Raw genomic sequence first — 24512 nt, forward strand, 5'->3', positions numbered from 1 at the left:
GCCGGCCGCAAAGGCGCTTCAGGCGCCGGCCTTGCGCCTGGATTTCCAGGCGCCAAAAATAACGATCAGGCCGGGCACCAGGATCAAGGCCCAGATGATCTTGTCGAGATGGGTTTTGACGAAAGGAATGTTGCCGAAAAAATAGCCCACTGTGACGATGCCGCCCACCCACAGGGCGCCGCCCACGAGGTTGAACAGCGTGAATTTGCTGCGCGTCATCTCCGACACCCCGGCCACAAAAGGTGCGAAGGTGCGCAGAAAAGGCATGAAACGCGCGGCGATGATGGTGATGCCGCCATAGCGCTCATAAAACGCGTGGGCCTGGTCAAACGCTTTTTTGTTGAACCAGCGCGAGTTTTCCCACTGGAAGACTTTGGGCCCCAGGAACCGCCCTATGGAGTAATTGCACTGGTCGCCCAGCACGGCCGCAACAAAAAGCAGCCCCACCGCGAGCGGAAAGCTCATCAGGCCCACGCCGCACATGGCGCCCACCACAAAGAGCAGCGAGTCGCCCGGCAGGAAAGGCATGACGACCACGCCGGTTTCCACAAAAATAATGATGAACAACAAGGCGTAAACCCAGGCACCGTAGCTGGTGACGAAGGCTTCCAGGTGCTTGTCGACGTGAAGAATGAAATCGATGAGAAAGGCGGCTAGTTCCATGCCCCCGATTCTGACAGGTGCGCCGGCCCGGCTTTGGCGGCTCAGCGGCCGCCGGTTCGCGTCATCACATGCACCAGGCCCTTGCCGGGCGCGTAGATATAGCCGTAACTCAGGCCGCCATAGCCGTAAGCCAGGGTTCCGGTGGTTTTCCAGCCGTACTGCACGGCTCCGGGTATGCCTTCATAGGTGCATGAGAGCTTTTCGATCTCGACGGACGAGGTTTCATTGCGCGTGCCGCGCGATGAAAAATAAGTCGTGTTATAGCGCCGCACCTGGCCCTGCGACCACATGCCCACCGGGAACTTCCCCTCGTTGGTCGCATTGCCGAAGCGCTGGTCGTAGACGCGGCCTATGGCCGTGCGGTCCGGCGTCAACGCAAAACGCTCATGCGCCCTGGGCACCTTGCGTTCGTAAACCTCGTACACCGTGCCGCCCTGGCCTTCCCAGGACATCGGGCCCTTGAGCGCGGCTTCACCCTTGCCCAGCGAACCGTCGGGCAGTTCATCCACAAAGGGGTAGACCCGATCCACCGGCGCAAAAACCAGTTCGCGCGTCTCGGTCATTGGGTTGCCGGTCAGCAGTTCCACAGGCAAAAAGCGCTCTTTGACGCTTTCGTCGTGCACGCATACGGGAGCGCCCGCGGCTTGAGCCATGGCGGCTGGTCCCGCCAGCAGCAGGGTTGCGAGGACCGCAAAACTGGGGATTTTGAAGGGCATGATTTTTAGCATGGAGAAATCGGAAACAGAATATTACAGGCCGCGCGGCCCGCAGGGCTTGCGTCCGGCTTCCGGCTGAAAAATGGGTGACACCCTAAAATCCCTGCATGAGCCTTGCCACCACCCGCCGCCCCATTCGCGAACTGCCCGATGAACTGATCAGCCAGATTGCCGCCGGCGAAGTCGTGGAGCGGCCGGCCTCGGTGGTGCGCGAGCTGGTGGACAACGCGCTGGACGCGGGCGCCACCCAGGTCACGGTGCGCCTGCTGGCCGGCGGCGTGCGGCTGATCCTGGTCGAGGACGACGGCTTGGGTATTCCGCGCGAGGAACTGCCGGTGGCCCTGAGGCGCCACGCGACCAGCAAGATCGCCTCGCTGCAGGACCTCGAAGCCGTGGGCACCATGGGCTTTCGCGGCGAGGCGCTGGCCGCCATCAATTCCATCGCCGACATGAGCCTGCTGTCCCGCACAGCCGACAGCGAGCACGCCTGGCAGCTGGACGGCCGCACCGGTGAACTCAAGCCCGCCGCGCGCAGCCGCGGCACCAGCGTGGAAGTGCGCGAGCTGTTTTACGCCACGCCGGCACGCCGCAAATTCCTCAAAACCGACGCCACCGAACTGGCCCACTGCATAGAAGCCGTGCGCCGCCACGCGCTGGTGCGGCCCGACGTCGGCTTTGCCATCTGGCACGAAGGAAAACTCGTGGAGCAGTGGCGCGCCGCCAGCGGCGACAAGGCCCACGAGCAGCGCCTGGCCGATGTGCTGGGCAGCGAGTTCGTCGAGCAGTCGGTCACTGTGAATTACGAAAGTTCGGCCCTGCGCCATGACGGCCGGCCCGCCGTGCGTGTCTGGGGCGTGGCCGGCATTCCCGATGCCGCCCGCTCGCGCGCCGACCAGCAGTTCGCCTATGTCAACGGCCGCTATGTGCGCGACAAGGTGCTGACGCACGCGGCGCGCAGCGCCTATGAGGATGTGCTGCACGGCCACCGCCAGCCGGTCTATGCGCTGTATGTCGAGATAGACCCGAGCCGCGTGGACGTGAACGTGCACCCGACCAAGATAGAGGTGCGCTTTCGCGACAGCCGCGAGGTGCACCAGGCGGTGCGCCATGCGACCGAAAACGCGCTGGCGATTCCGCGCTCCTCCGCCACCGCCGATGCGGCCCTCGCCGCGGCCACAGTGGTGCCCGCGGAGGTTTCCGCAGGGCAGCAGGCTTTTTCACGCCAGGGATGGGCGCAACCCGCCATGAATTTCGCCGGCAACGGCGGTAGCCGGGTTTCCGATTTTGAGGCCATGTGGCCGGTGCAGGTGCAGCCCGGTGAAGGCCGCATGCAGGCAAACGGCGGTTTGGCGCCAGCTTCTTCGTATGCCCCGGCGCCCGCACCCATCAACGGCGCGGCCCCCCCCGCGGATGCCACCCCTCTGCCTCCCGGCGACTGGCCGCTGGGCCGCGCGATTGCCCAGTTGCAGGGCATTTACGTGCTGGCCGAAAACACCCAGGGCCTGGTCATCGTGGACATGCATGCGGCCCACGAGCGCATTGTTTACGAGCGCCTGAAAACCCAGATGGACGGCGGCGAAGGCGCCAGCCTGGCCAGCCAGCCGCTCTTGATCCCCGCCACCTTTGCCGCCAGCCCGCAGGAAGTCGCCACGGCCGAGGCCTGCGCCCAGACCCTGGCAACGCTGGGCCTGGAGATCACGCCTTTTTCGCCCAAGACCCTGGCGGTGCGCGCCGTGCCCACCAGCCTGGCGCAGGGCGACGCGGTGGAGCTGGCGCGCAGCGTGCTGGCCGAACTGGCGCAGCACGACGCCAGTACCGTGATCCAGCGCGCGCAGAACGAGCTGCTGTCGACCATGGCCTGCCACGGCGCTGTGCGCGCCAACCGCAAGCTCACGCTGGACGAGATGAACGCCCTGCTGCGCCAGATGGAAGCCACCGAGCGCTCCGACCAATGCAACCACGGCCGGCCGACCTGGCGCCAGGTCAGCATCAAGGAACTGGACTCGCTCTTTTTGCGCGGGCGTTAGCGCCAAGAACGTGAGGATTGCACGCGCGGGCTGTTACATCTAGGGGAAACACCAGCGTCCAGAACTTTTGGGACGCGGTGTACTCAGTCATGACCATGAAACGCTGGCATCTTTTCGCAAGCTTCGGCACGGCGCTGGCCCTGCTGGCCGGCTGCGCCACCCTCGACGAAAAGCAGCGCGCCTGGATCTTCCAGCCCAGCGACCGTACCTGGAGCGGCGGTGCAGCCGCGGCGGTGGGCATGGACGATGTCTGGATAGACTACACCGCCGCCGGCGACCACCCGGTCCGCCTGCACGGCCTCTGGCTGGACAGCGACAGGCCCGAGTCTGCAAAGGCGCCGGTGCTGCTCTACCTGCACGGCGCGCGCTACAACGTCACCGGCTCCGCGCCGCGCATGCGCCGCATGCAGGAGCTCGGCTTTTCGGTGCTGGCCATCGACTACCGCGGCTTCGGCAAAAGCACGCAGGAGCTCCCTTCCGAAAAATCCGCCTATGAAGACGCTCGTGCCGCCTGGGACTGGCTGGCGAAAAAATACCCGGACCGGCCGCGCTACATCTTCGGCCACTCGCTGGGCGGGCCCATCGCCATCAACCTGGCGACCGAAGTCAGCGACGAGCGCGGCACCATCGTCGAGAGCACTTTCACCTCGATTGCCGACGTGGTGAGCAGCTCCCAGTGGGGCTGGATGCCGGTGTCGCTGCTGATCACCCAGCGCTTTGAGGCCGTGCGCAAGGTGGACAAGATAGGCTCGCCGCTGCTGGTGGTGCATGGCGACGAGGACCGGTTGATACTGCCCGACCTGGGGCGCAAGCTCTATGACGCCGCTGCGCAACCCAAGCAGTTCGTGCTTGTGCCGGGCGGTTCACACCACAATGCCAACCTGGTCGGGCTGCCGCAGTACCGGCAAGCGCTGACGCAGTTGTTCGACCTGAAATAAGCCCGCGGGAAGAACTCGGCGGTCTGCGACACGTGGCCGCCACCAAAATTTTCGTCAAAAAGTGGTACTAACACTGTAGATCAGGCAATATTTTCCAAAAAATAGGTATTTTTAACTTACACACAACATGTAGCTGCATGTAACATCCCTTTTCGAAAACTCCAAAAATCGAGAGGGATCTATGCGCCAAATCCTGGTAATCCGCAGGTTGCCTGCCTTCAACTTGCTGGCTCTTGTCCCGCCGCTATTGGCATCAGCCCCCCTGCACGCCCAAACAGCCGCAACCACGGCGATGCCCGCGCTCGCAAAATTTAACGGGGCGGACACGGCATGGATGCTGATCTCGACCGTGCTGGTGCTGCTGATGACCATTCCGGGCATCATGCTGTTCTACAGCGGAATGATGCGGGCCAAAAATGCCCTGTCCATCGTGGCGCACACCTTTGCGGCCACAACGGTCGTCACGCTGGTATGGGCGGGCATTGCCTACTCACTTGCATTCACGCCCGGCAATCCCTGGATTGGGGACATGAGCCGCGCGCTTAGCGATGGGCTGCTGGGCGCCAAGGTCGGTGCACACCTTTCGGCCCCCACCGTCCCGGAATCCGCTTTTTTCATGTTCCAGCTGGCATTCGCCATCATCACCTTCGCGCTGATCATCGGGGCCACCGTCGAGCGCATGCGCCTGAGCGCCACCATTTTCTTCGCGGCTTTCTGGACCATCCTGGTCTACGCTCCCGTGGCGCACTGGATCTGGCAGCCCACCGGCTGGCTCGCCAGCATGGGCCATATGGACTTTGCGGGCGGTACGGTGGTGCACATCGCCGCGGGGGCCAGCGGCCTGGTCGCGGCCAAGGTGGTGGGGCCGCGCAAGGGCTTCGGGACCGAGCCCATGGTGCCTCACAACCTGCTGGTGACGATCATCGGCGCAGGGCTGTTGTGGGCCGGCTGGTTTGGCTTTAACGCAGGCTCGGCTTTCGAGGCCAGTTCACGCGCCGTAGGTGCCTTGCTGGCCACCCAGGTGGCTGCCTGCGTCGGCGGGTTCATGTGGGGCATCTGCGAATATGTCCAGCGCGGTAAATTCAGCGTGCTGGGCATGGCAACAGGCGCCATTGCCGGCCTGGTCGGCATCACGCCGGCATCCGGTTTTGTCGGCGTCCTCGGCGCATCGGTGCTGGGCGCGGTGGCGGGTGTCGGCTGTTTCCTCGCGGTGACCCGTTTCAAACGCGCGACAGGGATCGATGACTCACTCGATGTGTTTGCGCTGCATGGCGTGGGCGGTTTCATAGGCACGGTTCTGACGCCGGTCTTTGCGCTCAAGGAAATTGCGCCCGTCACCGCAACCGTGCTGACCAATCTCATGGGAGCCTGCGCCGTTGCGGCCTACGCGGCCATCATGACCTGGCTGATCCTGCTGGTGGTCAAGCCCCTGGCCGGCCTTCGCGTGACCGCGGAAGAGGAACAACTGGGGCTGGACCTCGCCCAGCACGGTGAAATGATTTCAGGCGCCTGAGCTCCTGAATCAACACAGTACAGCATGCAGCTCACCATGAATCCGCCGGATTCCGACCTCATGACCTACGCAGTGCGCATGGTTATTCCCATGAAGCGGGAGTTCGGACGCTCACTGAACGTCCACCAATTCCTGCACGACCTGCCCTACGCCACCGAAGTCATTCAAGAGGCACTGAAAAGCAAGGACGAGCGCCTGCGCGGCTATGCCGCTTATGCGCAGACCAAGATTTTCGGCCCTCGCGGCAGTGAACCTTTGCCGCCAAGCGCTTCCGGCGCGGCCGAAGCCTTGCCGGCCGCATCCGCAGCAAGCGAAACGGAAATCAGCGAAGACCTCCGGGCCAAGGCCATCGCCCGGTACAAGTCGGGCCTGCGCTGAAACGCGGTGGCGGCTGCGCTGCCACACGGGCGTTTGTCTGATACGCTCAGTTGAATGGATGTTTCCGTTTCGAAGACCCCGGCGCCTGCCATGCCGGCCGGCCTGGTCGTATTGATCCTCTCAATGCTGCTGGGCATACAGCCCGTCACCACCGACCTCTACCTGCCGGCCCTGCCCGCGCTCACCGAAGGCTTCGCCGCGCCCATGTCGCAGGCCCAGCTCACGCTGAGCGCGCTGCTGCTGGCCTTCGGTTCCTCGCAGCTGATCTGGGGGCCGCTGTCCGACCGCTTCGGCCGCCGGCCCATCTTGCTGTGGGGCCTGTCGGCCTACACCCTGGCCTCGGTCGGCAGCACCTTCGCGCCCTCGATGCTTTTGCTGATTGCCTGGCGCGTCGTCCAGGGCGCGGCCATGGGCGCGGTGGTGATGTGCGCGCGTGCCATCGTGCGCGACCTGTACCAGCCGCTGGAAGGTGCGCGTGTCATGTCCAAGGGCCTGAGTGGCCTGGGCGTGCTGGCCTGCGTCAGCGCGCCGCTGGGCGGCCTGCTGTCCGAGCTTTATGGCTGGCGCGTCGCGCTGGCGGCGCTGGCCGTGTTCGGCGCGGCCACGCTGGCCCTGGTCGGCCTGCGTTTTGAGGAATCGCTGGCGCAGAAAAACCCGCTGGCGCTGCGCCCCGGAACCCTGCTGCGCACCTGGCTCACCATCCTGCGCCATCCCACCTTCCTGGCTTTTTCGGCCCTCACGGCGGCCTCCTACGGCGGGCTGTTTACCTTCCTGGCCACGTCCTCCTTCGTCTTCATCCGGGTGCTGGGCCTGAGCAAGACAGGCTACGGCCTGGTGATGTTCTCCATGTGTTTTTGCTACCTTGCCGGCACCTTCATCTGCCGGCGCCTGCTGCCGCGCTTCGGCGTGCGCCGCTCCGTCGCGATTGCCGCCTGCCTGAGCCTGACGGGCGGCACCACCATGGGCGTGCTGGCCTGGGCCGGCGTGCAAAACGTCTGGGCCATCATGCTGCCCTACTACCTCTTCATGCTGGGCCACGGCGTGCACCAGCCCTGCGGCCAGAGCGGCGCGGTCGGCCCCTTCCCGCAGGCGGCCGGCGCGGCTTCGGCGCTCAACGGCTTTTTGATGATGCTGGTGGCCTTCGGCATGGGCGGCTGGCTGGGCACCCACATGGACGGCACGGTGCGGCCCTTGACGCATGGCGTCTGGTTCTGGAGCGTCTTGATCGCCACGACGGCCTGGACGGTGGTGCGCAAATACGGCGAGCCGGCGCATGAGGCCGCCGCGAGAAAGACGTGAGCCTTCCCTGCATCTGCATTGCCGGCCCCACCGCGTCGGGCAAGACGGCCGCCGCGATGGCGATCGCGCAGCGCCACGAGGCCGAGATCGTCAGCGTCGACTCGGCCCTGGTCTACCGCGGCATGGACATAGGCACGGCCAAACCCACGCGTGATGAACTCGCGGCCGTGCCGCACCACCTGATCGACATCCGCGACCCGCTGCAGGCCTACAGCGCCGCCGAATTCGTGGCCGACGCCGGCCGCCTGATCGCGGACATCCGGGCGCGCGGCAAGCTGCCGCTGCTGGTGGGCGGCACCATGCTGTATTTCAAGGCCTTGTTCGACGGCCTGGACGACATGCCCAAGGCCGATGCCGCCGTGCGCGCCGCGCTGGCCGACGAGGCCGCCGCGCACGGCTGGCCCGCGCTGCACGCCGAACTCGCGCGCGTGGACCCGGCTACGGCCGAACGGCTGGCGCCCAACGACTCGCAGCGCATCTCGCGCGCGCTGGAGGTGTTCCGCGTCTCGGGCCGGCCGCTTTCTTTTTTCCATGCGCAAGGCGCGGCCAGAAAATCCGCCGCCGTTAGCGGTGCCGCCGAAGCCTTCACCCTGATCTCGCTGGAACCGCAAGACCGTGCCTGGCTGCATGAACGCATCGCCCAGCGGTTTGACGCCATGCTGGCGGCCGGTTTCATCGAGGAAGTCAAAACCCTGCGCGCGCGCGGCGACCTGAACCGCGACCTGCCGTCCATGCGCTGCGTCGGCTACCGCCAGGCCTGGGAAGCATTGGACGGCGACTACCCGATGGCGGAGCTTCGCGACAGGGGTGTTTTCGCCACACGCCAGCTGGCCAAGCGCCAGATCACCTGGCTGCGCTCCATGCCGCAGCGCCTGGTGGTGGCCTGCGATGGCGGGCAACCGGTCGCACAGGTGCTGCAAGCCATCGCGCAAAGCCTGGATGCGGCCGCCACACGCCCGACACGCCCGGCTTGATCGCCGCATCCATAGCTGCAAGAATGGGGCGCGCCTGCCCCCCGGGGTAACAAGCGCACCCGTCTCGCCTGCCTGAAGTGTCACAACAACAAGGAGAGCGCATCATGGAGCTGTCACCCTTTGCCAACGCCCTGCAAGCCAGCCTGGGCGCACACATTCCCCAAATCCTGGGCGCCGTCGCCGTGCTGGCGCTGGGCTGGCTGCTGGCCGTGGCCGCGCGCGCGGCCGTGCGGCGCCTGCTGAGGCTGCTCAAGGTCAACGTCCGCATCGAGGAAAGCTCGGGCGTGCAGATGGACGCCGAGTCGCCGGTGGCGGCGGGCGTGTTCTGGCTGGTGCTGCTGGCCACCTTGATCGCGGTCCTCAATGTGCTGGACTTGTCGCTGCTGACCAACCCCTTCGCCAGCATGATGAGCGACATCATCGGCTACCTGCCCAAGCTGCTTGCCGGCGTGGTGCTGTCGCTGCTGGCCTGGCTGCTGGCCACCGTGCTGCGCGCGCTGGCCACCCGCGCGCTGGCGCTGACCACGCTGGACGAAAAGCTCTCCAGCGAGGCCGGCATGGCGCCCATGAGCCACAACGTCGGCAATGTGCTGTTCTGGCTGGTCATCCTGATGCTGCTGCCGGCCATCCTCAAGGCCTTTGAACTCAACGCCCTGCTGGAGCCCGTGACGCTGATGCTCAACCAGGTGCTCGGCATGGTGCCCAGCGCCTTCGCGGCATTGCTGATCGCGGGGGTCGGCTATGTGGTGGGCCGGGTGCTGAGCGGCCTGGTCAGCAACCTGCTGGCCGCCGCCGGCGCCGACCGCATCAACCAGCACATAGGCCTGGACGGCTCCATACGCCTGTCGGCGCTGGCCGGCACGCTGGTTTTCATCTTCGTCTTCGTGCCCTCGCTGATCGCGGCGCTGGACGCGCTCAGGATAGAAGCCATTTCGCGGCCGGCCTCGCAGATGCTCAGCCTGATGTTCGCGGCCGTGCCGCGCATCGTGGCCGCCTCGGTGATTTTGCTGCTGACCTGGTATGTGGCGCGTTTTGCCTCGCGCCTGCTCGCCAGCCTGCTGGAAAGCGCCGGTGCCGACAACCTGCCGCAAAAAATGGGCGTGCAGCGCCTGCTGTCCGGCGCGGGCCGGCCCTCGCGCCTGGCCTCCACCCTGCTGATGTTTTTTGCCATGCTGTTTGCCGCCACCGAAGCGGCCGGCCAGCTCGGCTTCGAGCAGGTGGGCGTCATGGTGGCCTCCTTCATCCGCTTCGGCGCCGACATCGTGCTGGGCGGCGCCATCCTGGCCGTGGGCTTCTGGATTTCCAACCTCGCCTTCGACGCCATCCAGAAGGCCAGCGGCAAGCACACGGCCGGGCTGGCCGGCGTGGCGCGCGTAGCCATCCTGGGGCTGGTGATCGCCATGGGCCTGCGCGCCATGGGCATCGCCAACGAAATCGTGCACCTGGCCTTCGGCCTCACGCTGGGCTCGGTAGCCGTCGCAGTGGCGCTGTCCTTCGGGCTGGGCGGGCGCGAAGCCGCCGGCAAGCTGATGGAGCGTTGGCTCGAGCGCTGGAAAGAGTAGGCCCCCACGGTCGCGCACTTCGTGTAGCTCCCTGCCCCCCGAGGGGGCCGCTGCGCCTGCGGCCCGGCAAAGCCGGTTCCGCGGCCCCGGCTGGGTTTAAGAGTTCATTAACGTAACCAGTGCTGGGTATTTACCAGTGGGGGCCGCGGGTCCGGCTTCGCCGGCCCCAGGCGCCGCCCCCTTGAGGGGGGGACAGGCTACACGCAGTGAGCCTGGGCGGGGGGGGTACGATAACCCCATGCTCCAAGTCCGCCACCTCGCCAAACGCTATCTGGACACCCCCGTCTTCAGCGACGTCTCGCTGGATGTCGCGCCCGGCGAGTTCGTCGCCATCGTCGGTGAATCGGGCGTGGGCAAGTCCACGTTGCTCAACTGCATGGCCGGGCTGGACAGCTGGGATGAGGGCTCGGTGCAGCTCAAGGGCCAGGACCTGGGCGTGCTCGGCGACGACGAACGCGCGCTGCTGCGCCGCCGCCATGTGGGTTTTGTGTTCCAGGCTTTCCATGTGCTGCCGCACCTGGACGTGGCGCAAAACGTGGCGCTGCCCTTGCTGCTGCTGGAGCAGCCCGACGCGGCCCGAGTGGAGACCATGCTGGAAGCCGTGGGCCTGGCCGGCCTGGGTGGCCGCTTGCCGCAGCAGCTCAGCGGCGGCCAGCTGCAGCGCGTGGCCATTGCACGCGCGCTGGTGCACAAGCCCAGCCTGCTGCTGGCCGACGAACCCACGGGCAATCTGGACCCGTCCACCGCCGCGCGCGTGATGGACGCGCTGATCGCACAGACACGCGGGCAAGGCGCTTCACTGGTGCTGGTCACGCACTCGGAAGCCGCCGCCGCGCGCGCCGACCGCATACTGCACCTGAACGCAGACGGCATACGCGCCGGCTGAAATCCCTGGCGGCCGGGCTTCAGGGCCGCAAGGATTCAGCGGCGAAGGCGGCGGCAAAAAGAAGGAACTCATGTTCCTTGCCAAGCTTGCTGTTCTGGGGCTCCAGTCGTGCCTTGCGCTGGAAGGCGGCATGCACCTCGGCCAGGCCCTGGGCATGCGCTTGCAGGGCAAGCCGCCTGGCCTCTCTCTCGCCATGGGCGCCCACCCGAAAGACCTTGCTCTGGCGCTTGCCCAGCTCATCCAGCCAGAAAGCCTGCCAATAGGGCGCGGGCGGGCCGCCCGGTACTTTGGGAGGCGCCAGGTAGCGCGCCACGCCTACCGTTCCCGATGAATTGCCTTTGTTTTTCTGCGTGCGGCGCCAGAGGCGATGATCCGCGTCAAACGTGGCGATGTGCGCTTCCAGCGCGTCCCGGTAAATCTTGGCCGCGGCGAGCGATTTGCGCTTGCCGCCGTAGCAGAGGTCGGTAAACGTCCTGGCAATGGTCTGCCCATAGCGGCGGACCGTGACTCGCCAGCTTCTTTCGCGATCGGATTCGACGCGGGTGATGCGGCGCAAAGGGTTTTGAGGGTCGGTTCTAAACATGGTCGGGTCTGCCGCACTGGGTTCAGGCCATGGGGCCAAATGGGAGAAGCACTTCGATGAAGCACTTTTTTAAAGACCCTGAACCGTATGCGAACTCACCCGGCAGACCCACGGACATTGTCCTGGCGCGGCTATTGTTTGTTGGATTTTCCGTACTAAAACCGCGTTCAAGCCCGAGCGCGTACAGCAAGGCACACGCGCGACCGCGTCCCGGACAACAGGCAAACCAGAAAAAAATCGGGCACCGGCCGCCCAGGGCAAAGCCCCGCGCACGTGCCCTTGCGGCGGCTCAGCGCGCGGCCAGCAGCTCCGCGTAGCGCGCCAGGTCGACGTTGCCGCCGCTCACGATGACGCCTATGCGCTCGCCCTTGGCGGGCGGTTTTTCTTCCAGCGCCTTGCAGGCGCCGGCAAAGGACAGGCAACCGGTTGGCTCCACCACCATCTTCATACGCTCGGCGAAAAAGCGCATGGCCTCCACCAGCTGCGCGTCGCTCACGGTGAGGATGTCGTCCACGTCGCGGCGGATGATGCCGAAGGTGTATTCGCCCAGGTACTGGGTTTGCGCGCCGTCGGCGATGGTTTTGGGTGTGGCGATGCGCACGATGCGGCCGGCGCGCAGCGATTGCCGGCCGTCGTCGCCGGCTTCGGGCTCCACGCCGTAGACCTTGCATGTCGGTGCCAGCGCGCGCGCCGCCAGGGCCGAGCCGCTGGTGAGGCCGCCGCCGCCCAGGCAGATGTAGAGACGGTCCAGCGCGCCGGTTTCCTCGAACAGTTCCTTGGCGGCCGTGCCCTGTCCGGCGATCACATCGGGGTGGTCGTAAGGCGGGATCAGCGTCATGCCGCGCTCGGCGGCCAGGCCTTGGGTGAGCGCCTCGCGGTCTTCGGTAAAACGGTCGTAGAGCACCACTTCAGCGCCGTAGCCGCGCGTGGCGGCCAGCTTGGCGGCGGGCGCGTCCTGCGGCATCACGATCACCGCCGGCATGCCCAGCATGCGTGCCGACAGCGCCACGGCCTGTGCGTGGTTGCCGGACGAGAACGCGATGGCCCCGGCCTTGCGCTGAGCCGCGTCGAACTTCGACAGCGCATTGAAGGCGCCGCGAAACTTGAAGGCGCCCATGCGCTGGAAGTTTTCGCATTTGAAGAAGAATTCGGCACCCCAGCGAGCCTGGGCGGTGGCCGATTGCAGCACGGGTGTACGGTGCGCATGGCCTTCAATGCGCGCGGCGGCGGCTATAACGTCGTCGTAGGTGGGGAGTTGCATGGTGGAGCAGGCTTTCATGTCAGGACGGAAAATTCAGGGCCTAGCTTAAACGAAGGCAGTGTTTTCCCGGCAGCAACAGGCGAGCCCTTTCTGTACCGGTACAGATGCCGGCTGGCACTGCATTTGCGGCGCTGAAGCACAATGAAGCCCATGCGCGCCTTGCTCTTTAGCTTCTCCTGGCGGGAATTGAAACACCATCCCTGGCGCAATGCCGCCGCGGTGGCGGCGGTGATGCTGGGTGTGGCGCTGGCGTTTTCGGTGCAGCTGATCAATGCCTCGGCGCTCAGCGAGTTTTCCCAGGCAGTGCGCGCGGTCAACGGCCAGCCCGACCTGGAGCTGCGCGCCGTGCAGGGCGGCTTTGACGAAAGCCTTTACCAGCGCGTGGCCGCCGACCCGCGGGTCGCCCTGGCCAGCCCGGTGCTGGAGATCAACACCTACGCGGCCACACAAACCGCGACCGGCAAGACCGAGCGCCTGCCGCTGCGCATCATGGGCGTGGACGTGCTGGCAGTCGGCGCCATGGCACCAGCCCTGATGCCCGTACCCGCGTCGAACGCGGACCGCTTCGCGCTGTTCGCCCCCGGCACGGCGTTTTTGAATCCGGCCGCGCGGCAGCTGTTCGGCGGGTCTTCGCTGCGCCTGCAAAGCGGCCTCGAACTGCGCGGCGTGAGCGTGGCCGGCACAGTGGGTGCGGGCGGCGGGCCGCTGGCCGTGATGGACATCGCCGCCGCGCAAGACCTGTTCGGCAAGGTCGGCCAGCTCTCGCGCATCGACGTGCGGCTCAAGCCCGGCACCGCGGCGCAAGGCTTTATCGCCTCGCTGCAATTGCCGACCGGCATCACGGCCACCGCGCCGGGCGATGCGGCCGAACGCGTGAGCAGGCTCTCGCGTGCCTACCGCGTCAACCTCACGGTGCTGGCGCTGGTGGCGCTGTTCACCGGTGCTTTTCTTGTTTTCTCGGTGCTCTCGCTCAGCGTGGCCAAGCGCGCGCAGCAGTTTGCGCTGCTGGGCGTGCTGGGCCTCACCGGCCGCGAGCGCCTGCGGCTGGTGCTGGCCGAATCTGTGCTGCTGGGCCTGGCCGGCAGCATGCTGGGCATCGCGCTGGGCACGGCGCTGGCCGCGCTGGCGCTACGGCTGCTGGGCGGTGACCTGGGCGGCGGCTATTTTTCCGGTGTCGCGCCCAGCCTGCAGTGGAATGGCGCCGCGGCTTTTACCTATGGTTCGCTGGGCGTGCTGGCCGCGGCCGTGGGCGGCTGGTGGCCGGCGCGAGCCGCGCAAAAGCTGCCGCCTGCGCAAACCCTCAAGGGCCTGGGCGCCAGCGCCGGCGCCGGCAAGGGCCACTGGCTCAGCATTGCCCTGGTCGCCGCCGGCGGCCTGCTGGCGCTGGTGCCGCCGCTGTTCGGCATTCCGCTGGCGGCCTATGTGTCCGTGGGCCTGCTGCTGGTGGGCGGCATCACAGCCCTGCCCTGGCTGATCGCGCTGCTGTACGACAGGCTCGGCCCCCATGTCGCCCATCACCTGTTGCCGATGCTGGCGGTGGAGCGCGCGCGCCGCGTGCGCGAAAGCGCGGCCGTGGCCGTCAGCGGTGTGGTGGCCTCGCTGAGCCTGGCGGTGGCGCTGACGGTGATGGTCGCGAGCTTTCGCGAATCGGTCACCCGCTGGCTGGACGTGGTACTGCCGGCCGACCTCTATGTGCGCACGGCGCTGGGCAGCTCGGCCAGCGACACCGCCTATTTTTCGCCGGAATTCGTCGAGGCGCTAAGCCGCCTGCCCGGGGTGGCGCGCGTGGGCGCGGCGCGCACCGTGCAACTGCTGCTGGACCCGGCCAGGCCGGCCGTCACCCTGATCGCGCGCCCGCTGGACGACCCGGCCAGCGCGCTGCCGCTGGTGGGCCGGCTGCTGCCGGTGCCACCTGGGCATATCGGCATCTATGTGAGCGAGCCCATGGTCGACCTGTATGGCGCGCAGCCGGGCACGGTCTTTCGTCCGCTCTCGCAGTCTTTGGGTGTCACGGCCGCCGGCGCAGCGGCGCCGCCGTTTTATGTGGCCGGCGTCTGGCGCGACTATGCGCGCCAGTTCGGCGCCATTGCGATGGCCAGGACCGACTTCGAAAGCCTGAGCGGCGACCGGCGCGCCAACGACCTGGCGCTGTGGCTGGACGGCAGCGCGGGCGATGCCCAGGTGCAGCAATCGGTGCGCGCGCTGGCCGAGCGGCAGTCGGGCGCGGGCGCGCTGCTGGAGCTGGCCTCGGTCAGCGAGCTGCGGGCGACCTCGCTGCGGATTTTCGACCGCAGCTTCGCGGTCACCTACTGGCTGCAGGCGGTGGCGATTGCCATAGGCCTTTTCGGTGTGGCGGCCAGCTTCAGTGCCCAGGTGCTGGCGCGGCGCAAGGAGTTCGGCCTGCTGGCGCACCTGGGCCTGACGCGGCGGCAGATCCTGGCCGTGGTGGCCGGCGAAGGCGCGGCCTGGACATTGATAGGCGCGCTGGCCGGCCTCACGCTCGGGCTGGCGGTTTCCACCGTGCTGGTCTACGTGGTGAACCCACAAAGCTTTCACTGGACCATGGACCTGATGGCGCCCTGGCTGCGCCTGGGCCTGCTGTGCGCGGCCGTGATGGTGGCGGGCACATTGACCGCGTGGCTGGCCGGGCGCGCCGCGGCCGGCAAGGATGCGGTGCTGGCGGTCAAGGAAGACTGGTAGGCCACAGCCGCGCTTCGTCGGGAGTGCGGCTGGGGGCATGCCACCGCGCCGTCCTACAGCGCGCAAGGCCGGTTTCCCACGCCGCCCGGCCCTGCCGCGCCGCACACTGGTTCCCATGCGCCCGGCCCAACACCCGGTCACATTCGCCCCCTTCTGTCATCCCCTCACGCACGGGAGCACGCCATGAGCACCACCCCGAACGCCAATCCCGCCTCCCACGCCAACCCCCATACCGGCGCGGCCGGCCAGCGGCCGCCGCACATGGCAACGCGGCTCGCCCACGGCCTGCTGGCCGTGCGCAACGAGGATGGCAGCGTCACGCTGGAGATGGCGCAGCCGCTCACGCTGCAGGCCGAGGAGCTTGAAGACCTGGTGACGGACCTGGCCGGCCTGCGCGCCGAGCTGGATCCGCCCTACCCGCTGGACTGCCCGCCGCTGTGCGCGCTGGAGCCCTGCTACACCCCGCGCCACTGGGTGGCCTGCGACCCGCTGACCGGCAAGATTTTGCTGTTCCTGCGGCACCACCTTTTCGGCTGGCTGGGCATCGTTCAGACGCCGGAAGCCTCGCTGGAAATGCTCAAGTCGGTGGCCGTCGAAATGAAGAAGCTGGAGCTGTCGGAGCGCAGCCCGGGCCAGGGCCTGCACTGAACTAAAGGATTAGTGGCAGGGCGGGCCGCAAACCCATCGGCTTAGTTTTTGCCAATGCAAGCGCCTTCAGGTGAAGGCGCTTTCTTTTGCTTACGCATGGTCACGTTTTTGTCCCGCAATTGTCATCACAGCGCCGCCCTGCGCTCCTACCATGGAGGCCATATCCCCCAAAACCGAAATCACTTCAAAGAGGTCTTCACCATGGCATCCGTCAAAGCACCGCCACATGACTACCGCATTGAAAACGTGGACCCGGTCAAGGGCAGCCTGTTGCCGCCCAGCAGTTCCAACCATGTTTTTGCGGACTACTCCCTGGCGGTCGCCGTCGCCGTCAAAAGCGTCGCCGACCCCACCCGCCAGGAAGTGCGCGTGGTCCACATCCCCAGCGGCGAAGTCGTGTTCCGCACTTCCGGCTCTTCCAGCGCCAGCCAGTCGTTTTGATTTTGCGAACAGCTCAGGCCAGCCGCACGCTGGCCGCGAAATGATCGTAGACCACCGCAATCCTTCGCAGGTGGCGCGACTCGGCATGCGCCAGCAGCCACAGATCTGACTCACAGCCTTCCAGCGTGTCGCCCAGCGGCACCAGCGCCGGCTCACCGGCCAGCATGAACACCGGCACAATGCCCACCCCCAGCCCCGCCTTGATCGCATCCATCACCGCCACGATACCGTCGGCATAGTGGCGCGGTGTCACCTTGGGCAGCTGCTTGCGCCGCCACAGCACCGAGGGATGTTCGGGCAGGGCTTCATCGGGCGCTATCCAGTCAAAGCCGGCGAGCGCGTCCAGCGCTGAAGGCTTCTTTCCCGCCGACAAGGCCCTGGCCTGCGCCTTGAGGCCGCACAGCACAAAACGCACCGTGCCCAGCTTGCGCCCCACAAGGTGGTCGGGCGGCTTGCGTGTGGCGCGCAGGGCCAGGTCGGCATCGCGCCGGCTCAGGCTGGCCAGCTCGTTGCCGGTTCGCAGGTCCAGCTGCAGCAGCGGGTGCTGCGCCAGCAGCGGTTTGAGCGAAGGCAACACCAGCCCGCGCAACACGGCGTCGGTGGTCGTGAGCCGCACCCGGCCGGCCACGCCTTCATGCGGGTGCTGGGCGCCGGCGCGCGCGGCTTCGAGCTCGGCCTCTATGCGCTCGGCATGCGGCACCAGGCCCAGCATGGGCTCGGTCGGCAGGTAGCCAAGGCGGGAGCGCTCGAACAGGCGCTGGCCCAGGTTTTTTTCGATCCGCTGCACCGAGCGGAACACGGTGGAGGCATCGGCGCCCAGCCGCCGCGCGGCTTCGGCCAGCGTGGCGCCGCGCACCAGCGCCAGCAGGGTTTGCAGGTCGTAGGCCGTCAAAGCGTATTGCATTTTTGCAATGGATGTTTTCATAGTTGCTAATTTACTTTGCTTTCCTGCAAACATAAAGTAGCGACTCCTTCAACTCCCGCCCTTGACCGGGCACCGCACCATGAGCACCACCTCTTCGGCTGAAAACCTCGCCGCCAGCCACGGCGCCACGCTGCTGCGCATCGCGCTGGGCACCATGTGGATCACCCACGCGCTGCTGAAAATTTTCGTCTTCACCCTGCCCGGCACGGCGCAGTTCTTCGAGTCGGTCGGCCTGCCGGGCTTTATGGCCTATGCCGTGGTCGCGGCCGAGCTGGCCGGCGGCGCGGCCTTGCTGCTGGGTTTTTACGGCCGCCAGGCCTCGCTGCTGCTGGCACCTGTGCTGGCGGTCGTGGTCTGGGTGCACTGGCCCAACGGCTGGGTGTTCACCAGCCCCAAGGGCGGCTGGGAATACCCGCTGTTCCTGCTGGTGGCCTCGCTGGCGCAATGGCTGCTCGGCGACGGCGCCTGGGCCGCGCGCCGCAGCCAGTTGCTGGCGCCCCGCTGAAGCGCATCAGGAGTCCACACCATGACACTCACCCTGATCAGCCACACGCTATGCCCTTACGTCCAGCGCGCGGCCATCGTGCTCGCTGAGAAAGGCGTGGCCTTTGAGCGCCGCGATGTGGACCTTGCCAACAAACCGGACTGGTTCAAGGCCGTCTCGCCGCTGGGCAAGACGCCGGTGCTGCTGGTGGACGAAGACGCGGTTTTTGAATCCGCCGTGATCTGCGAATACCTGGACGACACGCTGCTGCCGCGCCTGCACCCGGGCGATGCGCTCCAGCGCGCGCAGCACCGGGCGTGGATGGAGTTCGGCTCCAGCGTCCTGAACACCATCGCCGCCTTTTACAACGCGCCCGATGCCGCTGCCCTGCAAAGCCGGCGCGAAGAACTGGCCGCCAGGTTAGCGCAGCTGGAGGCCGTGCTGCCGGCGCGGGGGCCTTTCTTTTCAGGCGAGGCCTTCAGCATCGTCGATGCGGTCTTCGGCCCGGTGTTCCGCTATTTCGACGTCTTTGAGGCGCTGGGTGAAACCGGCTTTTTTGACGCTACGCCCAAGGTGCTCGCCTGGCGCGCCGCGTTGGCGCAGCGGCCCTCCGTGCGGCAGGCCGTGCGCGGCGACTATGCGGCCGCCCTCACGCAGTTCCTGCGCCGGCGCGGCTCCGAGCTTTCGCGGCGAATGGAAGGAGTCGCCACGGCTTAGCAAAGGTCCTAGGCCTGGCGGAAATTCGCCAGTATCTTGAGCAGGTTGCGCGTGGCGCCGTCCAGTGCCTCCGGCGGCCGATGCACCATGGCCGTGTGCCGCACCAGCGCGGGCTTGAGCGGCAGCAGTTGCACGTCGTGCCGCACATGGGACTCTTCCTGCGATTCTTCCCGGGGCAGCACGGCGGCGCCGTAACCGGCAGCCACCAGGCTCTTGATGGCCTCGGAATAATTGAGCTCGATGCGCGCGCGCGGCGTGAAGCCCGCATCGGCAAACCAGGCCATGGTCATGCGGTACATATGGGTGGGCGTCTCGTTGAAGATCAGCGGCTTGCCGGCCAGCCAGGCCGGCGTGGCGTGTTTCGGCGCCTTCCAGCGCCTGGGCACAAAAGCCATCATCGGGTCGCTGCGCCAATGCGTGATCACCATGCCGCGCTGCGCGGGCGGGGGCGTGGCGACCAAGCCCACGTCCAGCGTGCCCTGCGCCAGCCGCTCCAGGGTATCGGCCGAACCCAGGATGCTGACCTCGACGTCGATGTCGGGATGGGCCAGCTCCATGGCCTTGAGCACCTGCGGCAAGAAGTAGACCAGCACCCCGGTGGTGCTGCCCAGGCGCACGCGGCCGGCGCGGCCCTCGACATGGCGCTTGACCGCATCGACCGCATCGTCGGCGTCACGCAGCAGGCGGCGGGCCCGCTCCACCAGCACAGCGCCGGCCGGCGTGGGCTCGACCTTGCGCCCGCCGCGCACCACCAGCGGCGTGCCCAGGCGGCTTTCGAGTTCGCTCACGTGCAGGCTCACGGTGGGCTGCGCCAGGTGCAGGCCCTGCGCGGCGGCCGAAAAAGTGCCCAGGTCGGTAATGGCCACCAGGGTGCGCAGCTGGTCCAGGTTCAATTCACGCATGAAAGACGCCTCACAACATGCTTCATCAGGAATACTGATAGTTTTGATCAGAAAACTCAACTTCCACAATACCAGAATAAATTGCACCATGGGCGCTTGGCTTCATCCACACCCTCATACCCCAAGGAGCACCCCATGCCTGCCGCCACCATTCCCACCGTCTCACCGGGATTCAGCCTCACAGCGGGACTGCAGCGCTTCGCGGGCCTGGCGGCGGCGCTGTGCAGGATTGGTGGCGCCTGGTTCAGGCCATCGCGCGGCGGCGCACCGACGCCACGCCGATTGCAGCGGGACGAGCTGATGGCCATGAGCAGCCATGAACTGAACGACCTGGGCATAGGCCGCAGCGAGATCCCGGCCCTGTTCGGCGAGCCCTCATCCTGGAGGGCCAGCCGGCATTAAAAGCCGGCCACCAGGGCCTTGCTTGCTGCGAGAATCGGGGCCATGGCCGCCCCCCAAACACCCAGCAGCTCCTGGCTCAGTGCCGCCGTCGTCCGCATTGAAGCCGACTACCAGCGCAGCGCCGACACCCACCTGATTCCCCTGCCGCTGCCGGAGTTCGCCGCGCGCGGCATCGATTTCTACCTCAAGGACGAATCCACGCACCCGACCGGCAGCCTCAAGCACCGGCTGGCGCGTTCGCTGTTTTTGTACGCGCTGTGCAACGGCCTGATCCATGAAGGTTCGACCATCGTCGAGGCCTCAAGCGGTTCCACCGCGGTCAGCGAGGCCTACTTCGCGCGCCTGCTGGGCCTGCCCTTTATCGCGGTGATGCCGCGCAGCACCTCACCCGAAAAAGTCGCTCAGATCGAGTTTTACGGCGGACGCTGCCACTGGGTGGACAGCGCCGCGCAGGTCTACGACGAAGCGCGCAGGCTGGCTCGGGAAACCGGCGGCCACTACATGGACCAGTTCACCTATGCCGAGCGCGCCACCGACTGGCGCGGCAACAACAACATCGCCGAAAGCATGTTCAGCCAGATGGCGCGCGAAAGGCATCCCGTGCCGCGTTGGATTGTGGTGGGCGCTGGCACGGGCGGCACCAGCGCCACCATAGGCCGTTACGTGCGTTACCAGCGCCACGACAGCCGGCTCTGCGTGGCCGATCCGGTGGGTTCGGTCTTTGCCGCTTATCACCGCAGCGGCGACGCGGGCCTGACCGGCGCGGGCTCGCGCATCGAGGGCATAGGCCGGCCGCGCGTGGAGGCCAGCTTTATCCGCACGGTGATAGACCGCATGGTGGAAGTCGCCGATGTGGACTCGATCGCCGCCATGCAGGCGCTATCGCAGCTGCTGGGCCGCCGGGTTGGGCCGTCCACCGGCACCAACCTGGTCGGCATGCTGGCGCTGGCGCACGAGATGCTGGCGCGCGGCGAGCAAGGCTCCATCCTGTCGCTGCTGTGCGACTCGGGCGAGCGCTACCTGCCGACTTACTACAACGCCGAATGGGTGGCCGGGACCATCGGCGACTGCACGGCCGCCCAGGCGCAGGTCGCCAGGCTGCTGCGGCCCGCGGCTGCCGCCTGAAGAAACCCATGCCCTTGCCGCCGCCCATGCACACCCTGCCCGCCCTGCTGCCCAGGCGCGGCCTGCTGCTGGCCGGCGCCGCGCTGGCCGGCTGGGGCGGCATCACCCATCCAGCCCAAGCCTTGCCCGCCAAAACCCTGGAGTTTCCGCGCGACCGCGGCGCCCACCCAGAATTTCGCACCGAGTGGTGGTACATCACGGGCCAGGCCAGCACCGAAGCAGGCAAGCGGACATTCGGTTTCCAGCTCACTTTTTTCCGTTCGCGCGTGGACGCCACCCAGGGCATGGCCTCGAAATTCGCCGCCAAACAGCTGCTCTTTGCCCACGCCGCCCTGACCGACCTGCAGGGCAAAAAACTCTGGCACGACCAGCGCATCGCGCGCGACGGCTTTGGCATCGCCACGGCCAGCGAACGCGACATGAACCTCAAGCTGCGCGACTGGTCGCTCAAAGCCCAAGGCGGCAAGTACCTCGCGGAGTTGCCGTCCAGCGACTTCGCGCTCAAGCTGGCGTTTGAAGAAACGCAGGAGGTGCTGCTGCAGGGAAAACAAGGCCTGTCGCGCAAAGGGCCTGATGAAAAACAGGCCAGCTACTACTACAGCCAGCCGCAATTGGCCACACGCGGCACCGTGCAATTCAAAGGCCAGGATTTTGCCGTGAGCGGCAAGGCCTGGCTGGACCACGAGTGGAGCGAGGAAATCCTGCACCCCGAGGCCGCGGGCTGGGACTGGATAGGCATGAACCTGACCGACGGCAGCGCCCTGACCGCCTTCCGGCTGCGTGGCAAAGACGGCGGCACGCTGTGGGACGGCGGCTCCTTCCGCTCGCCCAAGGGCGGCTTGTACAGCTTCAGCCGCGGCGAAGTCATCTTCAAGCCCGTGCGCCACTGGAAAAGCCCGCTGACGCAAACCACCTACCCGGTGGAATGGATAGTCCGCACCCCCGCCGATTTTTATACCGTGCGGGCCGTCATCGACAACCAGGAACTCGACAGCCGCCAATCCACAGGTTCCATTTATTGGGAAGGTTTGAGTGAGCTGATCGACAGCAACGGCAAACTGGTTGGGATGGGGTATCTGGAAATGACGGGGTATGCGCAACCGCTGCGGATGTGAATTCGCTATCTCTTTTCAAATTTCAACAGGAGAAAGTCCATGCGTTGGGTAGCCATCTTTGACGACACACCCGGGATGCTGGCCGTACGCCGGGAACGCGAGCCGCTGCACCTGGCTTATCTACGCACACATGAAAGCGAGATCCTGGCCGCCGGCGGCTTGCGTGAAGCACCGGGTGGCGGCTTTGTCGGTGGGCTCTGGGTGCTGGAGGTTGAATCTCGGGAACGTGCCGCAGAGCTTGTGGAAAACGATCCTTATTACGTGCCCGCGCACCGGAATTATCGGTTGTTGACTTGGGGCAAGGCCTTGGCTGACAAGCAGGTCGTGCTGTAACAGCTTGCACTTTGTCCCTACGACAGCCAGGATTTCGGGCAGGGTGACTACACTGTGGAGTTGCCCCACAGGCCCCACTCCTTAAGCCCCAACAACAATGGAATTTTTCACGCTGGTGACTTGCGTCGCCATAGTCGTCTACATCCTCAAACTGTCGGAAGAGCGCCGGCGCATTGCCCTGCTGGGCAGCCACCTGGGCCAGTACCAGATCGAAAAACTGATGGAGACCCTGACCGACGGCTACCTGCGGGCCCTGGGCGAGAAAGAACCGGAGCGGCGCGAACAGGTCTGGAACCAGCTCGCCGGCTCCGAGCTCAAGCTGTGCGAGCAGTTCACCCTTTTTGCCGCGGGCTTTTCCAAGGTCGATGAAGTGGAGGCGCGCACCAGCAAGCTGCCGATCACGTTCCCCTTCGCGACCAAGCTGCTGCCGGGCCTGAGCTTCGACATGCGGAAAATGCTGGCGGTCCACGCCCAGGGCATTCTGCGCGCGGCGGAAAACAGCGCCCAGCGTACACCCAAGGACAAGGCCTTCACGATGTCGGCCGAGTTGTTCCTGATGCAGCACAGCTGCCACTGGTTCTGCAAGTCCAAGGCCGTGGCCTCGGCGCGCATGATGGTGCGGCACAAGACCTCGCATGAGCAGCTCGTGGCATCGGTGTCGCCCGAGACGCGAGAGGCTTATCTCGCTTTGACGGGCCGGTAACGCTGCCACGGGCCTGTCACCCGCGCTACAGCGCCGCGCCACTGTCCGTCCTATATTTCCAGCCATGACGGACTCCACCTTGCTCCACACCCTGCAGGCGGTGAACCAGACCGCCTCCTTCAACCGCTGGGCCGGTTTTGAGGTTGTGCACGCCGCGGCCGGCGAGGCCGAGATACGCATGGCCTGGCGCGAGGAAGACATGGGCCAGTACGCCGGCTATCTGCATGCGGGCCTGATTGGCGCGATGCTGGACACGGCCTGCGGTTATGCGGCCGCCACCGTGTCGGGCCGCGTGCTGGCCTCGCATTTTTCGGTGAACTGCCTGGCACCCGCCGTGGGACTAAGCTTTGTGGCGCGCGGGCACGTGGTGAAGGCCGGGCGCAAGCAAGTGTTTGCGAATGCGGAGCTATTTGCCGAGCAGGACAGCGGGGAGTTGCTGCTGGTGGCTACCGGCAACGCGATTCTGGTGCCGGTGGAAGCATCGCCCAGCCCCCTGGCTTTGAGCGCCTGACAGAACTGCGCGAGTACACAGCTGCCGCGGAAACTGTCAGATCCCGTCCCCAGCATTCCTCCGGATCTCTTTGAGTATGTCTGCCGGCGAGCGCTTCAGTTTCTGAAGTTCCCGGCCCGCCTTGAGAACATAGTCACCCCCCCAACGCAGATGCTCATCGACATACTGCACCCGGATTTCGAGTACCGGCCATTTCTTCGACAATGCCTTGACGAGTGGTTTCGGAAAGGCTGACGCGGCGGTGAAGCGAACAGTGATCCCATCAGGCGCCGCGTCAACTTTCGAATCTTCGGCGTTCCACTTCGAACCCCAATGTTTCTTGCACCAGCCGTACCAGGACCCATAACCGTACTTCTCGATGTTTTCCTTGTACTGGCGCGCCGGTGCCAAATACATCTCAGCACACTCGAGGCTGCGAATGCAGGCAAGCAACTGCTCGCGCGATTCGAGCGGAAAAGGATGGCCCAACTTCGCGGCAGCCTCCTTCCAGGTCCAGTACTTTGCGGGCTCGGTCCAGTCACCGAAGAGCGCGTCGTAACCCGTCGTCACCGAGCTGCTTTCTTCAATCTCGAGCTCCGGCGGCATCCGGATCACTGAGTTGAAATCAAACGATCCCGAGCTGAAATGCGCATCGCGGCAAGAATCCAGCGAGTCGGTATCCCCTTTTAGTTGCAGTACAACAAAAACGGCGTCTGACATGGCAGCC

General features: G+C 66.1%; 26 protein-coding genes. 19 read left to right on the forward strand and 7 right to left on the reverse strand.

Going from position 1 to position 24512, the window contains the following annotated elements; all coding sequences use genetic code 11:
* Positions 1-18 precede the first annotated feature (18 nt).
* Complete coding sequence (locus BLQ85_RS11250) at positions 19-663, reverse strand: VTT domain-containing protein (RefSeq protein WP_074576991.1); 645 nt, start codon at positions 661-663, stop codon at positions 19-21.
* A 41-nt stretch (positions 664-704) separates the two neighbouring features.
* Complete coding sequence (locus BLQ85_RS11255; RefSeq protein ID WP_074576993.1) at positions 705-1379, reverse strand: hypothetical protein; 675 nt, start codon at positions 1377-1379, stop codon at positions 705-707.
* A 107-nt stretch (positions 1380-1486) separates the two neighbouring features.
* On the opposite strand from BLQ85_RS11255, the gene mutL reads away from it, so the two are divergent.
* The 8 genes from mutL (at position 1487) to BLQ85_RS11295 (ending at position 10956) form a co-directional block, all read left to right on the forward strand.
* Positions 1487-3406 (forward strand): DNA mismatch repair endonuclease MutL, encoded by a 1920-nt coding sequence (gene mutL / locus BLQ85_RS11260; RefSeq protein ID WP_074576996.1) that lies wholly within the window; start codon positions 1487-1489, stop codon positions 3404-3406.
* A gap of 95 nt (positions 3407-3501) precedes the next feature.
* A complete protein-coding gene (locus BLQ85_RS11265; protein WP_074577737.1) occupies positions 3502-4344 on the forward strand; it encodes an alpha/beta hydrolase in 843 nt (280 codons plus the stop codon).
* 334 nt (positions 4345-4678) lie between these two features.
* Positions 4679-5857, forward strand: a complete 1179-nt coding sequence (locus BLQ85_RS11270) for an ammonium transporter (protein ID WP_254806410.1) — start codon at positions 4679-4681, stop codon at positions 5855-5857.
* A 24-nt stretch (positions 5858-5881) separates the two neighbouring features.
* Positions 5882-6235, forward strand: a complete 354-nt coding sequence (locus tag BLQ85_RS11275) for a hypothetical protein (RefSeq protein WP_074576998.1) — start codon at positions 5882-5884, stop codon at positions 6233-6235.
* A gap of 54 nt (positions 6236-6289) precedes the next feature.
* The gene (locus BLQ85_RS11280) at positions 6290-7534 is read left to right on the forward strand and encodes a multidrug effflux MFS transporter (RefSeq protein ID WP_083336832.1); all 1245 of its coding nucleotides are present in this window, start codon (positions 6290-6292) and stop codon (positions 7532-7534) included.
* 56 nt (positions 7535-7590) lie between these two features.
* Positions 7591-8508 carry a tRNA (adenosine(37)-N6)-dimethylallyltransferase MiaA gene (gene miaA / locus BLQ85_RS11285; protein WP_254806428.1) on the forward strand — a complete coding sequence of 306 codons (918 nt, stop codon included), beginning with the start codon at positions 7591-7593 and terminating at the stop codon, positions 8506-8508.
* A 104-nt stretch (positions 8509-8612) separates the two neighbouring features.
* Positions 8613-10070, forward strand: coding sequence for a mechanosensitive ion channel (locus tag BLQ85_RS11290; protein WP_074577004.1), 1458 nt, complete (start codon positions 8613-8615; stop codon positions 10068-10070).
* 238 nt (positions 10071-10308) lie between these two features.
* A complete protein-coding gene (locus BLQ85_RS11295; RefSeq protein WP_074577006.1) occupies positions 10309-10956 on the forward strand; it encodes an ABC transporter ATP-binding protein in 648 nt (215 codons plus the stop codon).
* A gap of 19 nt (positions 10957-10975) precedes the next feature.
* On the opposite strand, the gene BLQ85_RS11300 is transcribed toward BLQ85_RS11295, so the two are convergent.
* A complete protein-coding gene (locus BLQ85_RS11300) occupies positions 10976-11512 on the reverse strand; it encodes an AP2 domain-containing protein (RefSeq protein WP_074577008.1) in 537 nt (178 codons plus the stop codon).
* Between the two features lie 316 nt (positions 11513-11828).
* Entirely contained in the window at positions 11829-12800 is a 972-nt protein-coding gene (locus BLQ85_RS11305; RefSeq protein ID WP_074577739.1) for a threo-3-hydroxy-L-aspartate ammonia-lyase, read from the reverse strand.
* A gap of 150 nt (positions 12801-12950) precedes the next feature.
* On the opposite strand from BLQ85_RS11305, the gene BLQ85_RS11310 reads away from it, so the two are divergent.
* The 3 genes from BLQ85_RS11310 to BLQ85_RS11320 all read left to right on the forward strand — a co-directional run bounded on the left by BLQ85_RS11310 (position 12951) and on the right by BLQ85_RS11320 (position 16589).
* Positions 12951-15500: an FtsX-like permease family protein gene (locus tag BLQ85_RS11310; protein WP_139200953.1), complete on the forward strand. Its 2550-nt coding sequence runs from the start codon at positions 12951-12953 to the stop codon at positions 15498-15500.
* A 183-nt stretch (positions 15501-15683) separates the two neighbouring features.
* Positions 15684-16148, forward strand: a complete 465-nt coding sequence (locus BLQ85_RS11315; protein WP_074577013.1) for a hypothetical protein — start codon at positions 15684-15686, stop codon at positions 16146-16148.
* 201 nt (positions 16149-16349) lie between these two features.
* Complete coding sequence (locus BLQ85_RS11320; protein ID WP_074577016.1) at positions 16350-16589, forward strand: hypothetical protein; 240 nt, start codon at positions 16350-16352, stop codon at positions 16587-16589.
* Between the two features lie 13 nt (positions 16590-16602).
* Here BLQ85_RS11320 and BLQ85_RS11325 read toward each other — a convergent pair whose 3' ends face one another.
* Entirely contained in the window at positions 16603-17493 is an 891-nt protein-coding gene (locus BLQ85_RS11325) for a LysR family transcriptional regulator (RefSeq protein ID WP_254806411.1), read from the reverse strand.
* Positions 17494-17593: 100 nt separating this feature from the next.
* Between BLQ85_RS11325 and BLQ85_RS11330 the strand changes: the two genes are divergently transcribed.
* Together BLQ85_RS11330 and BLQ85_RS11335 are read left to right on the forward strand one after the other, a co-directional pair.
* Positions 17594-18019, forward strand: a complete 426-nt coding sequence (locus BLQ85_RS11330) for a DoxX family protein (protein WP_074577020.1) — start codon at positions 17594-17596, stop codon at positions 18017-18019.
* Between the two features lie 21 nt (positions 18020-18040).
* On the forward strand, positions 18041-18715 hold the full coding sequence (locus tag BLQ85_RS11335) for a glutathione S-transferase family protein (protein WP_074577022.1): 675 nt from the start codon (positions 18041-18043) through the stop codon (positions 18713-18715).
* A gap of 8 nt (positions 18716-18723) precedes the next feature.
* Here the strand turns inward: BLQ85_RS11335 and BLQ85_RS11340 are convergent, their stop codons facing one another.
* Positions 18724-19617 (reverse strand): LysR family transcriptional regulator, encoded by an 894-nt coding sequence (locus BLQ85_RS11340; RefSeq protein ID WP_074577024.1) that lies wholly within the window; start codon positions 19615-19617, stop codon positions 18724-18726.
* A gap of 135 nt (positions 19618-19752) precedes the next feature.
* Here BLQ85_RS11340 and BLQ85_RS11345 point away from each other — a divergent pair, with 135 nt between their 5' ends.
* The 6 genes from BLQ85_RS11345 to BLQ85_RS11370 all read left to right on the forward strand — a co-directional run bounded on the left by BLQ85_RS11345 (position 19753) and on the right by BLQ85_RS11370 (position 23806).
* Entirely contained in the window at positions 19753-20019 is a 267-nt protein-coding gene (locus tag BLQ85_RS11345; RefSeq protein ID WP_074577027.1) for a DUF1127 domain-containing protein, read from the forward strand.
* A 42-nt stretch (positions 20020-20061) separates the two neighbouring features.
* Entirely contained in the window at positions 20062-21144 is a 1083-nt protein-coding gene (locus tag BLQ85_RS11350; RefSeq protein ID WP_074577029.1) for a PLP-dependent cysteine synthase family protein, read from the forward strand.
* An 8-nt stretch (positions 21145-21152) separates the two neighbouring features.
* Positions 21153-22259, forward strand: coding sequence for a lipocalin-like domain-containing protein (locus BLQ85_RS11355; RefSeq protein WP_083336834.1), 1107 nt, complete (start codon positions 21153-21155; stop codon positions 22257-22259).
* Between the two features lie 39 nt (positions 22260-22298).
* The gene (locus BLQ85_RS11360) at positions 22299-22592 is read left to right on the forward strand and encodes a YciI family protein (protein WP_074577033.1); all 294 of its coding nucleotides are present in this window, start codon (positions 22299-22301) and stop codon (positions 22590-22592) included.
* Positions 22593-22689: 97 nt separating this feature from the next.
* Positions 22690-23295 (forward strand): hypothetical protein, encoded by a 606-nt coding sequence (locus BLQ85_RS11365; RefSeq protein WP_074577035.1) that lies wholly within the window; start codon positions 22690-22692, stop codon positions 23293-23295.
* A 64-nt stretch (positions 23296-23359) separates the two neighbouring features.
* Positions 23360-23806, forward strand: coding sequence for a PaaI family thioesterase (locus BLQ85_RS11370; RefSeq protein ID WP_254806412.1), 447 nt, complete (start codon positions 23360-23362; stop codon positions 23804-23806).
* Between the two features lie 36 nt (positions 23807-23842).
* Here the strand turns inward: BLQ85_RS11370 and BLQ85_RS11375 are convergent, their stop codons facing one another.
* Positions 23843-24505 carry a DUF1281 family ferredoxin-like fold protein gene (locus BLQ85_RS11375; protein WP_139200954.1) on the reverse strand — a complete coding sequence of 221 codons (663 nt, stop codon included), beginning with the start codon at positions 24503-24505 and terminating at the stop codon, positions 23843-23845.
* Positions 24506-24512: the final 7 nt, after the last annotated feature.

Origin of the sequence: Polaromonas sp. JS666 (assembly GCF_900103405.1) — a bacterium.
Classification (GTDB): domain Bacteria; phylum Pseudomonadota; class Gammaproteobacteria; order Burkholderiales; family Burkholderiaceae_C; genus Polaromonas.